Raw genomic sequence first — 13,831 nt, 5'->3', positions numbered from 1 at the left:
CTGTTAACTGATAACTGTTAACTGATAACTTCATCACCCAGTCGCTAGTCCCCAGTCCCCAATCCCTCATCAACCGGTAACCGAACATAAAAAGTACTTCCTTCACCTAGAGAACTTTCAACCCAGATACGTCCGTTGTGTTGCTCGACTATGGTACGACAAATGGGAAGTCCCAAACCCGTACCTCCTTTAGCGCGAGAGTCGGAAGCGTCTACCTGTTGGAAACGCTCAAAGATTAGTTGTAATTTGTCTTGGGGAATTCCCCGTCCTCGATCCTGAACTTCAATTTGTAGATACTCACAATTCAAACTACTACGCAACGAAACAGTTTCTCCTGGTTCGGAAAACTTAATTGCATTGCTTAACAGGTTTGTTAGGGTTTGCAATATCCGATCTGGATCTGCATGAATTTGAACTGGGGTAGGCTCCACCGAAAGGTTTACTTGGGCAGAATCTGCCATTGCTTGCATTGCTTGTGTTGCCTCAATCAACAACTTATCTGCTTGACATTCAACATAGCGCATGGCTATTTTACCCGATTTAATTCGCTCTAGATCGAGAATGTCATTGACTAAACGAATCAAACGTTCCATATTATTGGTCGCAATATTGATGGTTTGCTGACCTAGCTCAGTTAAAGTTCCCAATTTTTGGGTTCCTAACAGGTCTAATGCACCAATAATAGAATTCATCGGCGTGCGTAGTTCATGACTAACGAGGGAGATAAATTCATCTTCCATCCGTTTGCGCTCGGTAATATCATTAATGATGCTTAAAGTACATTGAACGCCAGCAAGTTCAATTAATTCGGTAGAAACCAAAACCACTCTGGGTTGACCTTCCTTGGTATAGATTTCATATTCTTTGTTATGTAAAGAACCATTTTCGAGTAAATATTGAACTGCGCTATCGTATATCTCTGGAGTAAGAGAAGGATTTAACTCGGTGATCGTTCTACCAATAACTTCGGTTTGGGAATAACCGGTTAACTTCGAAAAACAGGGGTTTATATCTAAAAAGCGACCCTCTGTGAGAGTTGCGATCGCAATTGGATTGGGACTAGAACGAAAAATAATTCCAAATTTTTCCTCTGCGGCGGTACGTTCTACAATTTCTTGCTGTAATTGCTTATTTTGAGCCTGGAGTTGTTTTTGGAGATTACAAATAGTTAGGTGTGTTTCTAAACGAGCTAAAACCTCTTCTACTTGAAATGGTTTAGTAATATAATCTACGCCGCCAACCTCAAAGGCTGTAACTTTGTCTAGAAGTTCTCCTAATGCGCTAATAAAAATAATCGGGATATCGTGGGTACGTTGGTCGGCTTTGAGACGTTTACAGACTTCATAACCGTCCATTTCCGGCATTTTAACGTCTAGCAAAATTAAATCCGGGGGTGCGGCTTGAGCACCTCGTAAACCCGTGGAAGGCTTGGTTACACTACGAACTTTATACCCTTTATCTTTAAGGATTTGTGACAGCAGCGCCAAATTTTCTGGAGTATCATCAATTACTAAAATATCCGCTTTGGGGGTAGCAATTGGAGAGTTAGACATTTTCATGACCCCCGCTCAGTTCAAGAATTGCATCAAAGTCATAGTTTTGGAGCAAATTTGTTAACTCTTTAGCCAAGGCTACATATTCTTGGGGAATTTGTCTAATCAGGCGAGAAATTAAGTCAGCATCAGCTTCAATCCCTGCTTGATATAGAGCTGCAATCCATTCTGGGGGCATAATTTTCAGGCTATTATTGGTCAAAGATTGGGATTTATAAACCTTTGATAGTTGACTGTTCGTCCGATCGGTAGACTGATTGTTTGGAGTATTATCGAGGGAATCAAATTCAATAAAAAAGCAAAAAATACTACCAGAATTTAGAGTACTACTTACCTCTAAGTCTCCCCCCATTAATTGAACGAATTGTTTGCTAATTGCTAGTCCCATACCCGCACCTCCTCCTGCTTTAAGACCACAACTAGTTTGAACGAAGGGTTGGAATAGTTTATTCATTTCTTCCCTTGCAATTCCTAAACCGGTATCGGAAATTTCAAAATGTAGATAATGGGGAAAATGGGGAAATGAAGAATATAAAGTAGATTTGAGAGTAGAATTCCCTGAGGAGATCGGAAATATTTCTGATGTTAGTCGAGCACCATTAATCGGTAACTGACAACTATTAGCTGTTAATTGTTTACTAGCTGGTGACTGTGAAGGTGAAGTGCTTGTCATGAATTGACAACTAACCTTTAATTTAACAATCCCGGAATGGGTAAATTTGATCGCATTATCTAATAGATGAATTAAAACTTGGCGAAGTTTAGTTTCATCGGCGATGATGTGTTGGGGTAAGTTAGAGGCTAAGTCAAATTGAAGAGACAAATGTTTGACTTTTGCTTTTGCTTGGAAGGATTCCCATAAATCTTTCAGTAATTGATGAAAATCAAAAGGAATTGGCTGCAATACAGTTTCTTGGGTTTCGATTTTAGAGATTTCCAACACTTCTTCAACTGATTTTAATAGGCGTTTGCCACTACGGTTAACGATCGCCAAAGCTTCTTTTTGCTGAGTATTGAGAGTTGGATCCTGTCCCATCAACTCGGAAAAACCAAGAATTGCATTGAGAGGTGTGCGCAATTCATGGCTCATATTGGCTAAGAATCTGCTTTTAGCAAGATTTGCAGCTTCTGCTTTATTTTTTGCTGCTTGTAATAGAGATAATTGTTGTTTTTCCTGCTCTAAAAGTTCAGCTTGACCTAAAGCTATACCGACTTGAGCTGCAACTGCTTCTAAAAATTTGATTTCTTCTCCTGTCCAATGACGAATGTGATCGCACTGATGTAAAACAATAACTCCGTTAGCTTTCCCCTGATAAGATGTACGAACAACCAGAAGAGATTTTAGTTGTAACTGGCGACAAATATCTTCAACTGGTTGTAAAAGCGGTTCTTGGTAAACATCATCAGTATAAACCGCTGTATCTTGCACCAAAACTTTTTGGACGTGGGGGTTACCATCAATGGGAATTTCTATTCCTAACATGGATGAGTAATCATCCAAACGATATTCAGCAACTAAAGGTACCTTTGGTTCTGGAGAATTAATATAAGTATGAATATGACAGCGACTAACGTTAAAAATTTTCCCAACTTGATTGACTGTTGTTTGAAAAATTTGCAGACTGTCTAAATTATTACGAATTTTTTGAGTAATTTCATTTAATAAAGCATAACGTTCAACTTGTTTTGCTAAAGCAGTTTCTACATTTTTGCGTTCTAGCTCTGCTCCTGCTCTAGCAGCAAAAATTTTTAATATTAATTCTTCTGTATTATTATTTTCTGATAATGGTTTTATATCTACTACCCCAATGTGACCGATAATTTTTCCCTGCTGGTCAAATACAGGTGTAGCAATATAGCTTTCAGCATTTAAGGCTTGTAAAACAGGAACATCTGGACAGTAAGTTTGTACTGAGTGGGGGTACCTGAGGGTTTCACCATTCAGAACTCTTTCGCAGGGGGTTCCAGGGATATCGTATTCAAAGTTTTCCGCAAAATCTTCTCCACCCCAAACAGCTAAGGTACGTACTTTATCTTTACTATCTGGAGAAAACTCAGCAATTAAAGCATAACGAGCTTGGAGTACTTCGGCTAAACAACGAACGCAGGAGCGGAAAAATTCGCTACCGATTTGAGTACTCGTTCCTTCAACAATGAACTGTAATGCTTCTTCCCGTTGTTTGCGTCCTGTGACATCTCGAAAATTCCAAATTCTTCCGTAGTATTCTCCTGTCTCTGACTTCACTGGACTGGAATAACGGTCGAAAATTCTGCCATCTTTTAAATAAATTTCATCCTGACTGATTTCATTGGGGTGTTCATACAGGTAATTTACTTTACTCAAAAACCTTTCTGGCTCGGAAACTTGAGATACTGCGTAGGTAAGTACATGGGGAGAATTACCTTCATCAACAATTTCTTCTGGTATTTGCCATAGTTCGCAAAAACGTCGATTATGGGAAACTATTTGGCGGTTTTCATCTACAACCAAAATTCCATCAATTGAAGCCTCTTGTTGTGCTTTTAGTAAAGCAATATTACGCTTCAGAAGTGCAGCACATTTATTATTCTGATTTTTTTGTTCATCATTCATACTTAATAAAATGTATAAAATTAATCTTAAAGTTTTAAGGTGTTAATTTAAGTATCTTGAACCTAAATATTTTGAACCTAAATATCTTGAATTTAAATTGATCGCTTGAGAGTTTGATACAGTGAGTGTATCGTGTGACCATCTCTGGGATATTCCGCAACCGACCAATTACACGGAACTTGAAATCTATTTCCATCTGGTGATGTAAATATCTGTTGTCGCAGCACAGCAAGGATTTCGCCAAGTCTTTCTGTAGCTTGTATTTTATTTAACCCTGGCATCCCAACTATAAATTCTCCATTACCCCAGTATCCTAAAACTTCTCGGCTGCGAAAAACTGATTTAATTAGGCGTCCCCATTTTTGTAATACTTGACTGCTAATAGGGTGACCGTATTGAAAATTTAGTCGATTTAGCTCGGCGATACTCAACATTGCCAGACACATGCTATTTCCATTGTGGGTAAATCTTGCAAATAAGTGATTTAATTCTTGAGTTGATTCAGTATAATTACTAATGCCTGTTTGGGGATCTTTAGTGGAAAGAGTTTGTAATAACCGACTTCTTTCTAAACGATTATTAATTCTAGTTAAGAGTTCTGGTCCTATAACTGGCTTATTAATAAAATCATCAGCCCCTGCAGCAAATACTTGACGAACTGTTTCCGGCTCTGAATGAGAAGTAAGAAATAAAACAGGTAATCCTTGCCAATGCGGATCTGTGCGTACTGCTTGACAAAGCTCTATACCTCCAACTTCTGGCATTTCTACATCTAAAATCAGTAAATCGGGAGATATATACTCAAGGGTGTTCCAAAAGTTTTGGGGATTTTCCAATCCTGCAATTTCCATTCCCCAAGGTTCCAAGAGGGATTTTACGGTTGATAAAAATATAGGATCGTCATCTACAACTAAAATTTTAATTGTGGAAGAATGATTACTAGATAATAATTGATACGCAACTTCCCAAATTTGATTTGCTTCTGTTGGTTTAACTAAAAAACCACATCCGCCAGCTTGAGCAACGCTCACTCGGTTTTCTAAGCTATCAATTGCACTGATGACTATTGTCGATACGGAGGGAGTGCGCTTTGCTAAAGCTCCGATTAATGCTAAGCTTTCACGCCACTGATTTACCGTATCTATGGTTAATACAACCAATTCTGGGGAATAAGTTTTTAACCATTCATTTGCAACTTGAATATCTTTAAAATGGTAACAACTTGTACCAGTGGAATGAGCTAATTGTATGAGTTGAGAGCCGAGTTGCACATCTGGATCGATGAGAAGCAAACGTGCTTGCTCGCTTGCGGAAGAAGTAAAAGATAAATTAGTTTCAGAAAGCTTTGAATCTGTAGTCTTGGAACTCTTATTGGTTGAGCTATTATTTGTTGAGCTAATATTTGTTGAGTTATTATCTCTGAAACTATGATTTTTCGAGCTTTTAAGTTCTGAACTGGTAGCTGTTGATTCAGATAAAGCCAAAATTTCCCCTAATTCTCGTATCAAGGATGGTAGCGTATGTTGAGTTGGGGAATTTTGTTCGAGCAAAAGTAGCTCAATTTCTTTAGCTAACTTACTTCCATCAAATCGCTCAAACATACCCAAAACTCCTGCGAGTTTATGAGCTTCTCGTTTTGCTGATTGTCGTAAATCCTCTGAAAGGTTTTCTTCTTCAATTGCTGTTGCTGCTGTTTGCAATACTGAGAGTCTCTTAACCATTAAACCTTGGTATTGCTCCCACATATTTTCTACAGCCCCTTGATATTTTGCTTCTAAGGTTTTGTCTTCTAAAGATCGAGAATCCTGTTGGGGAAAAGCAACGGTTTGAGAGTTTTCAAAGTTTGTTGTTTTGGAAGTATCGATTTGGAAGTTATTGACCTGAGAATTTATTGCTTCGGAAGTATTGACTTGAGAGTTAGTTATTGTGGGGCTAGTTTTTTGAGAGCTAGTTTCTTGAGAGTTAATTTCTTGAGAGCTAATTTCTGGGGAAGTAGGTGACGAAACAATGTCTGGGTTAAGTCTATATCCCAGACCATAAATATTTTCAATCCAATTTTTAGCACCTGATTTTTTTAACTTTTGGCGCAAACCTTTAATATGTGCTTTTACGCTATCTTCCAAAGGGGGGTCGTCAAAAGTCCAAAGGTGCTCTACTATCTGGGAGCGGCTATAAACCCGAGATGGATTGCGTAAAAATAATTCTAATAAGTTGTATTCCTTGGGTGTTAATCTTACAAGCTTACCAGCATATGTGACTTGGCAACTATTAGGATCTAAACATAGTTCTCCGATTTCTAAAACCGAACTGGGTGTGACCTCTCCTCGTCTTAACAAAGCCCTGATTCTAGCGTGAAGCTCGCTTAATTCGAAAGGTTTGGTTAAGTAATCATCAGCACCTGCATCCAAACCACGAATTCTATCTGCGATCGCATGTTTTGCGGTCATCAAAAGAATGGGTACGGAACAACTTTCAGATCGCAACTGCTGACATAGGGTAATACCATCAAGTGAGGGTAATCCCACATCCATCAATATCAGTTCGTAGTTTCCAGCTTGGGCATACTCTAAACCACTTTGCCCATCATAAACTGCGTCTACAACATATTTATGGTGAGTTAAAGACTTTAACAACACATCCGCTAAAACTTCGTCATCTTCAAGTAATAGAATTCGCATTGTTACATCGCCCGTTTCTGAACTAAATATTACTTTTCAAATCAAGGAAGATTACCGCTATGCGGAAGTTAAAAGTTAAAAGTCAAAAAGTCATTAGCATAGCGTGTCCGTAGGACATAACAGACCGCGTCCTTACGGACGTTAACGCAGTGGGGCGTTAGCACAACAAAAAGTTTGCAGATTAAGCTTTTTAACTATTTAGAATGGTCGGTCTTTTTATTTAAGCTTTAGTTTACTAGAGATTTGGTTCCAATCTTACTGCGATTTGCTCATAGTTTGACTTTGATAGGAGTTAACTTTGAAAACAACAGTAAAGTAAAAGAAGAAAGTAAAAGGGTTAAGTTAATCCCTTTTATCTTTCTTAGATACCCTAAATAACTGGAAAAAATCTAATCTATCTTTAAATTATTGGATAATCGAGAAGAAATAGAGAAGAATTAATCGTTATAGAAAAGAAAAATAGCACACTTTGTTCCATGTACTTCAATTTTACAGATGTAGAAGAAATATTAGAAAAAACTTATCTAAATCAGAAAATAGTGTGACTAAGTCTGACAAGCAACAAAAGTGACTTTGAAAATATATATGTGAAACTATTTGAGTCATTGTATCTGTCTGGGATAATCAACTGGAAAAAACTATAAAAATCGATTTGAATGACCAATCCTCAAACTGAATTTGACTCGCCTTGGAAAGAAATTTTACAACTATATTTTGAAGAATTCATGTTATTCTTCTTCCCTGAGGCACATAGGGAAATTGATTGGTCGCGAGAACCAGAATTTTTAGACCAAGAACTACAGCAAGTTATTCGAGATGCGGAGTTAGGAAAACGACTGGTTGATAAGTTGGTAAAAATTTATCGCGTTGGTGGAGAAGAATCTTGGATATTGATACATCTGGAAGTCCAAGCACAGGAAGAATCTGATTTTGCCAAACGGATGTACAGTTATAACTACCGCATATTTGATAGGTATAATCGCCCGGTAGCATCGATCGCTGTTTTGGGAGATGAAGGTATTAACTGGCGACCAAAGCAATTTGGCTATGATTTGTTTGGTTGTCGAGTTGATTTTCAGTTTCCAATTGTTAAATTGTTAGAATATAAACACAGACAAGCTGATTTGGAAGTAAGTCGTAACCCTTTCGCAACAGTAGTCATGGCTCATCTAGTTGCTTTAGAAACTCGTAGCGACCGCTTGAAACGCAAAGAGCAAAAGTTAGCTTTGGTCAGAAAGTTGTACGAACAGGGTTTTCGACGGGAAGAGGTAATTAATTTACTGGCTTTTATCGATTGGATGTTGACGTTACCATCTGAGTTAGAACGAGAATTTCAGTACGAAGTGGAACAGTTAGAGGTGGAAAGAAAAATGCGTTACGTTACCAGCTTTGAGCGACTTGGAATTGAGAAAGGAATTGAAAAAGGAATTGAGAAAGGGATTGAGAAAGGGATTGAAAAAGGATTAATCAAAGGAATTGCTTTAGGATTAAAACTTAAATTTGGAGAATCGGGTCAAAGTTTGTTACCGGAAATCGAGTCAATTCAGGACGTTGAAAAGTTATCTGCTGTTTTAGAAGCGATAGAAACTGTAGATTCGCTAGAGGAACTGAGGAAGGTTTATCAGTCAGCAAGCGAGTAGTTCCAGTTACAAATTTTTATGGACTTCCAAAATTAGGATTTCCAAAATTAGAATTTCTAAAATTAAATATTCAATTTGCTAGAGTAGGGTGTGTTAGGCGTTAGCCGTAACGCACCGAAAAAAATATAATCTTGTTATCTGAAATTTACGATTTTTGCGCCAACCTGTGGGTGTTGAAAATGAGTTGCTAAATTTAGTGGCTGAAACGCTTGCTCTGTATGGCTTTGAGCTATTTTTGCTTGGTTTGAGGTTGGCGCAACGCTCGAAAGCTTTTATTTGTAAAGGTTGTAGCGATTTTTCTGGAGGTCGTACTTGACAAGCAATCGGCTGAAACAGTATTTTATATTTGATTGGCGCAAATGTACCTTGAAAACTGCATATAGCAAGGCTTCTATTTTGAGCGAATTGCAATTAACATTAATCCCTATTAGGGATTGAAACAGAATATTTCTTATTTAATTGCATGCGATCGCGAAATTGCAATTAACATTAATCCCTATTAGGGATTGAAACGCTTCCCACTTGGTCTATGTTGCCACTACCAACCCAAAATTGCAATTAACATTAATCCCTATTAGGGATTGAAACCCTTCGTTGACCCATATTGCAAAATCGTTAGCCAATTGCAATTAACATTAATCCCTATTAGGGATTGAAACCTTTCATTTCACAATCAAATATTTTGGCTAATCTCTTAAATTGCAATTAACATTAATCCCTATTAGGGATTGAAACAGGAATAATTATCGAGAAGAGAAAGACAGCGTAGTTATTGCAATTAACATTAATCCCTATTAGGGATTGAAAAGTCCCCCAAAATTGGGGGATTGAGGGGGCTAATAACTAATCTGCTCCCTCAATAGGCGCAAAACCTTGACGCTGAATATTCTCCGTAATCGTACGCGGTTCGAGGAATTGTAACAAATAATCTGGACCGCCAGCTTTAAAACCGACACCAGAAAGTTTAAAACCACCGAAGGGTTGTCGCGATACTATCGCCCCAGTAGTATTACGGTTAATATACAAATTACCTACTTCAAAATCTTCCTCCGCTTGCTCAATATGGGAAGGAGTACGAGAATAAAGCCCGCCAGTTAAAGCATAATTAGTATTATTTGCAACTTCTAATCCTTGCTGAAAATCTTTAACTTTAATTACTGCTACCACCGGACCAAAAATTTCTTCCTGAGCTATGACCGCGTCGGGTGTAACATCTGCAAAGATTACCGGACCAACAAAATAACCACCTTCCGGTGCTGACATTTCCAAAGCAACTCGTGCTTCGGCTTTACCCTTAGCAATATATTCGCGGATTCGAGATTGGGCTGTAGCATCAATTACTGGTACAACTTGAGTTGAAGGTAAATCCGATTTACCAATATTTAAGGATTTTGTTGCTTCAACAAACCTTTGCAAAAAACTGTCGTAAACACTTTCTAAAACTACCACTCGGGAACATGCAGAACATTTTTGTCCGCTATAACCAAAGGCTGACATAACAATTCCGGCGACAGCTTGATCTAAATCGGCACTTTCATCGACTATGACTGCATTTTTACCACCCATCTCCGCAATTACCCGCTTTAAGTGCTTTTGTTCTGATCGCAAAATAGCCGCATTTGCATAAATTCGACAACCAACTTCCTGGGAACCTGTAAAAGCAATAATATGGGTTTCGGGATGATTCACTAAATAGGAACCAACTACCGAACCTTTTCCGGGTACATATTGAAATACACCTTGAGGAATTCCTGCTTCTACCAAAACTTCTGCAATTTTGGCTGCAATAACTGAAGATGTTTCCGCAGGTTTAAGTAAGGTACAGTTACCAGTAACTAAAGCTGCAACCGTCATTCCTGTCGCGATCGCAATTGGATAATTCCAAGGTGAAATTACAACTGCAATTCCCCGTGGTTGGTAAACACAACGATTTGTCTCACCGGAAATATCATAGTTATAACCCCGATCTAAACGCTCCATTTCGTCAGCATAGTAACGACAAAAGTCGATCGCTTCGCTAACTTCTGCATCTGCTTCCTTGAGGGCTTTTCCTACTTCAAAAACTACCCAAGCAGCCAATTCGGCGCGACGTTGTTCCATTAAATCTGCAGCTTTGCGTAAAATTCCCGCACGTTCTTTGACAGGGGTTTTCCGCCAAGCAGGAAAGGCTGTTTTTGCAGCTTGAATGGCGGTTTCGGCTTGTTCGACACTAATAAGTCCGATTTTACCTACCACCTCAGTATAATTTGAAGGGTTCAGGGAATTTACAAAATTCTCAGTATTAACATATTCACCATTAATCAAAGGTAAATATGTTTTACCAAGTTGTTGATGAATACTTGCAATTGTATTTTCAGCAAGATTTCTTGCGTGTTCTCCAGCATAATCTGTATCAGCAGCACCGGGGAAACCTCCTGTAATGGGAGCAGCAACACTAGAATTACCATTCTCATTTGCTTTTCCGTTACTTTCCCTGATTTCTCCCTCCTGTTTGGGAACCGGTGGAGCTAATAACTCCTCAGGGGGACGATCCTCCATATTTTGCCGCAAGAAGGAACTATTAGCAGTATTTTCTAATAGACGACGAATTAAATACGCCATTCCCGGTAACAATTTACCGTAAGGACAGTAAACCCTTGTCCGATAACCCTTATCAGCTAGAGTCGCAGCAATTTTATCCCCCATACCATAGAGAACTTGCATTTCAAACGAGCGAGGGGGAACATTTAAACTTTCAGCAATTGCGATCGCTCGGGAAAGGGATCTAATATTATGACTACCAATTGCAGCATAAACATATTGATGATTTTCTAACAATAATTGAGTTATAAATTCAAAATTAAGATCTGTTGCAGCCTTATCGTTATAAACAGGTATATCCCAATGTTTTTGTGTTGCTTTGATAGTTTCTTGATCCCAATACGCACCTTTAACCAAACGAATAGTAATTGGATAACCCCGTTCTTTAGCCCAATTAATTAAGTCTCGAGCATCCTCTTTACTGTCATGCAAATAGGCTTGCACGGTCATCCCAATATCGGTACGTTGTCTAAACTCATCCTCCATTAATAGTTTTTTCAAAATCTTGAAAGTAATATCTTTGTAGATATACTGTTCCATATCAAAATGGACTGCAACTCCTAATTCTTGAGCACGATTTAGTAAAGTGCGAATGCGTGAGGTAACCTTTTCTTCGCTTCCTTTTTCATCGAGGGGATCGAACTGGGAATAAAAAGCTGTTAATTTAACTGAAACTTGAACTTTTGGTAATTGTTCTCCATTAGCTTCATCAATTAATGGTACAGTTTTCCAACTCTTAGCAGCTTCTGCTAACTGTTCCATTAACTTCAAATAGCTATCTAAATAAGCTTGAGCTTCGATTTCAGTAATGACCGCTTCACCGAGTAAATCCACGGTAAAAGCCATTTTATCCTTGCGTAATCTTTCAATTGTTTTGAGAGCTTGTTTAATATTTTCTCCAGAAATATATTTTTGAGCCAAAGTTTCTACCGCTTTAGAAACAGTTGTAGCTGTAATTTGTCCTGGAGGTGATTCGGGGCTAGCAAAATTGAGCATTCCTTTAAGTGCTGAGGGTAACTCCACAGACTCATCACTCAGATACTCTTGTATATGTCTTGCAATTTCCGGTTTACTTTGTAGAGCTGGAAGGGTATCAATAAAACGAAATAACTGTACCCGCAATCCGGGATTACTCATAGCCCATGCAAGGATTTTATCGTCCCAACGCATGCGATCGCGCAAAGAAGAAAATATTGAACCGCCTTCTCTTTGTGCAATTAAAAGTTGTCTAGCTATTTCCTGGGTTTTAGCTTCGTAGATCTCTTGATTTGCTCGTACAACCACTGGTGGTAGACTCCTTATAAAATATCAAGTTTTCCTGAGAAAACCTATGTATCTATTGTGGCGCTTGGATTCTATTACCACCATATTCGTCAGGAAATTTTATGATGTTTTGGGGATTTGCGACTGAGGATTGGAGATTGGGGACTTGCGACTGGGGATTAGGGATTTGCGACTGGGGGATTAGTAACTGACAACTGTTAACTGATAACTGATAACTGATAACTGAAAAACAATAGATTAGCACCCATCAAAACTTATATAAAAAATTTATTCATTAACTTGCTTGAGCAAAGCCATCCACATATCCGCAGGTTCAGAATAATAATCGATTTCTTCAACTTCATACTTCTGAGTCCCCGAAGCATTAGCTAAAATTATACAGTCGCCACATTTAATATTTTTCCATCTAGCACTCATACAACCTCGAGTGCAGTCATTATCAAGGACTTCAAATACATAATCGCGCCCAGCAACTAAACCAGTGTAATCGTAGGTCTGATTTCGCTGAAACTTAAAAGTTGTTAATACTTCGTGGGATAACCAACCCAAAAAAGTATTTAGACTAACACCTGAGGAAATTAAAAACATAAGTGGGATTAAAGAAGATAAATTTCAAGTAATCTCGCACAGGTTATAAATATCACGAAAATCCTGCACTTAATACTTAGGTATTCTAACCCGTATCTCCTAAAATAATTTCATAAAACGATAGAAATAATCAATTTTTTACATATTTATAAAGATATCGATAAAGCTAATAAAACTGTAATGTTTGATTCTTATTACTTATTTCACAACTGGCAGAAATTCAAACAAAGTTGATCCAAATTAGGCATTTATCGTACTTAAATTTAACTCTTATTTAATTTTTATTAAACAAGTACATACATATAAAATATTTTATACAGATTTTAGTGATCTAAGTCATAGACATTTAACATTTAATTCGATCTCAAAAATATGTATTTTACAAAGCGTAGAATGGGAATATTTATTTTGTTAAACTACCAATAGCCAAAATATTAAATTGTATAATTTACATTATATTAAAATTTTTATCCGAAAATATTTACTTAGCAGTTCCAATAATACTTATTATTTTATTTATCCAATTAAATACATTTTAATTAATTAAATACTGTAGCCTTTTAGACCATAAAAAAAGATGTAATTTTAATTAAAAATTATTTTCATTGATTTCTGTTGGACCTTCTAATAAGGAAAGAAAAATTTCCCATTCCCCTTCAGAAAGTAAAGTAGATTGTGGTTGTATAGTTTCTTCCTTCGCTGCAATTAAAGCAATTTCCCGCAGATATTCACTTAAACTTAAAGACCTGTTAGCAGCAGCTGTTTGCAATGTTTGCTTTTCTTCTTCGCTAAGTTGAATTTCAACAATAGTACTTCTGGTTTCGGGAGATGTGGACATGGAAACATCGATTGGGAGTATATTTGATTATGTAAAATCTTAACACCCCATCCTATGATAAGTCTCTATATACCGAC

Annotated in this window: 8 protein-coding genes and 1 CRISPR repeat array; of the genes, 2 read left to right on the top strand and 6 right to left on the bottom strand. The window is 37.6% G+C overall.

Going from position 1 to position 13,831, the window contains the following annotated elements; all coding sequences use genetic code 11:
• Positions 1 to 44: 44 nt before the first annotated feature.
• The 3 genes from BC008_RS27755 to BC008_RS27745 all read right to left on the bottom strand — a co-directional run bounded on the left by BC008_RS27755 (position 45) and on the right by BC008_RS27745 (position 6,824).
• The gene (locus BC008_RS27755) at positions 45 to 1,553 is read right to left on the bottom strand and encodes an ATP-binding response regulator (protein WP_027844950.1); all 1,509 of its coding nucleotides are present in this window, start codon (positions 1,551 to 1,553) and stop codon (positions 45 to 47) included.
• Entirely contained in the window at positions 1,546 to 4,146 is a 2,601-nt protein-coding gene (locus BC008_RS27750; RefSeq protein ID WP_027844951.1) for a GAF domain-containing protein, read from the bottom strand. The genes BC008_RS27755 and BC008_RS27750 overlap by 8 nt, the downstream gene beginning before the upstream one ends.
• Before the next feature lie 92 nt (positions 4,147 to 4,238).
• Positions 4,239 to 6,824 (bottom strand): response regulator, encoded by a 2,586-nt coding sequence (locus BC008_RS27745; protein WP_027844952.1) that lies wholly within the window; start codon positions 6,822 to 6,824, stop codon positions 4,239 to 4,241.
• Between the two features lie 656 nt (positions 6,825 to 7,480).
• Here BC008_RS27745 and BC008_RS27740 point away from each other — a divergent pair.
• On the top strand, positions 7,481 to 8,464 hold the full coding sequence (locus tag BC008_RS27740) for an RpnC/YadD family protein (protein ID WP_027844953.1): 984 nt from the start codon (positions 7,481 to 7,483) through the stop codon (positions 8,462 to 8,464).
• Positions 8,465 to 8,618: 154 nt separating this feature from the next.
• A complete protein-coding gene (locus BC008_RS51580) occupies positions 8,619 to 8,780 on the top strand; it encodes a hypothetical protein (RefSeq protein WP_235595792.1) in 162 nt (53 codons plus the stop codon).
• A gap of 87 nt (positions 8,781 to 8,867) precedes the next feature.
• Positions 8,868 to 9,272: direct repeats of the CRISPR family, unit length 38 nt; unit sequence AATTGCAATTAACATTAATCCCTATTAGGGATTGAAAC.
• Positions 9,273 to 9,307: 35 nt separating this feature from the next.
• Here BC008_RS51580 and pruA read toward each other — a convergent pair.
• The 3 genes from pruA to BC008_RS27725 form a co-directional block, all read right to left on the bottom strand.
• Complete coding sequence (gene pruA, locus BC008_RS27735; RefSeq protein ID WP_058183219.1) at positions 9,308 to 12,328, bottom strand: L-glutamate gamma-semialdehyde dehydrogenase; 3,021 nt, start codon at positions 12,326 to 12,328, stop codon at positions 9,308 to 9,310.
• Positions 12,329 to 12,595: 267 nt separating this feature from the next.
• Complete coding sequence (locus BC008_RS27730; protein WP_027845397.1) at positions 12,596 to 12,916, bottom strand: hypothetical protein; 321 nt, start codon at positions 12,914 to 12,916, stop codon at positions 12,596 to 12,598.
• 589 nt (positions 12,917 to 13,505) lie between these two features.
• Positions 13,506 to 13,754, bottom strand: coding sequence for a type II toxin-antitoxin system TacA family antitoxin (locus BC008_RS27725; protein ID WP_058183221.1), 249 nt, complete (start codon positions 13,752 to 13,754; stop codon positions 13,506 to 13,508).
• Positions 13,755 to 13,831 lie beyond the last annotated feature (77 nt).

Origin of the sequence: Mastigocoleus testarum BC008 (genome assembly GCF_001456025.1) — a bacterium.
Classification (GTDB): Bacteria; Cyanobacteriota; Cyanobacteriia; order Cyanobacteriales; family Nostocaceae; genus Mastigocoleus; species Mastigocoleus testarum.
The sequence above is the reverse complement of the archived record's forward strand: the minus strand, read 5'-3'. Positions and strand labels throughout refer to the sequence as shown.

Coding starts and splice junctions, on each gene's coding strand:
- BC008_RS27755 (WP_027844950.1), bottom strand. CDS start 1,553: ATGTCTAACTCTCCAATTGCTACCCCCAAAGCGGATATTTTAGTAATT.
- BC008_RS27750 (WP_027844951.1), bottom strand. CDS start 4,146: ATGAATGATGAACAAAAAAATCAGAATAATAAATGTGCTGCACTTCTG.
- BC008_RS27745 (WP_027844952.1), bottom strand. CDS start 6,824: ATGCGAATTCTATTACTTGAAGATGACGAAGTTTTAGCGGATGTGTTG.
- BC008_RS27730 (WP_027845397.1), bottom strand. CDS start 12,916: ATGTTTTTAATTTCCTCAGGTGTTAGTCTAAATACTTTTTTGGGTTGG.
- BC008_RS27740 (WP_027844953.1), top strand. CDS start 7,481: ATGACCAATCCTCAAACTGAATTTGACTCGCCTTGGAAAGAAATTTTA.
- BC008_RS27725 (WP_058183221.1), bottom strand. CDS start 13,754: ATGTCCACATCTCCCGAAACCAGAAGTACTATTGTTGAAATTCAACTT.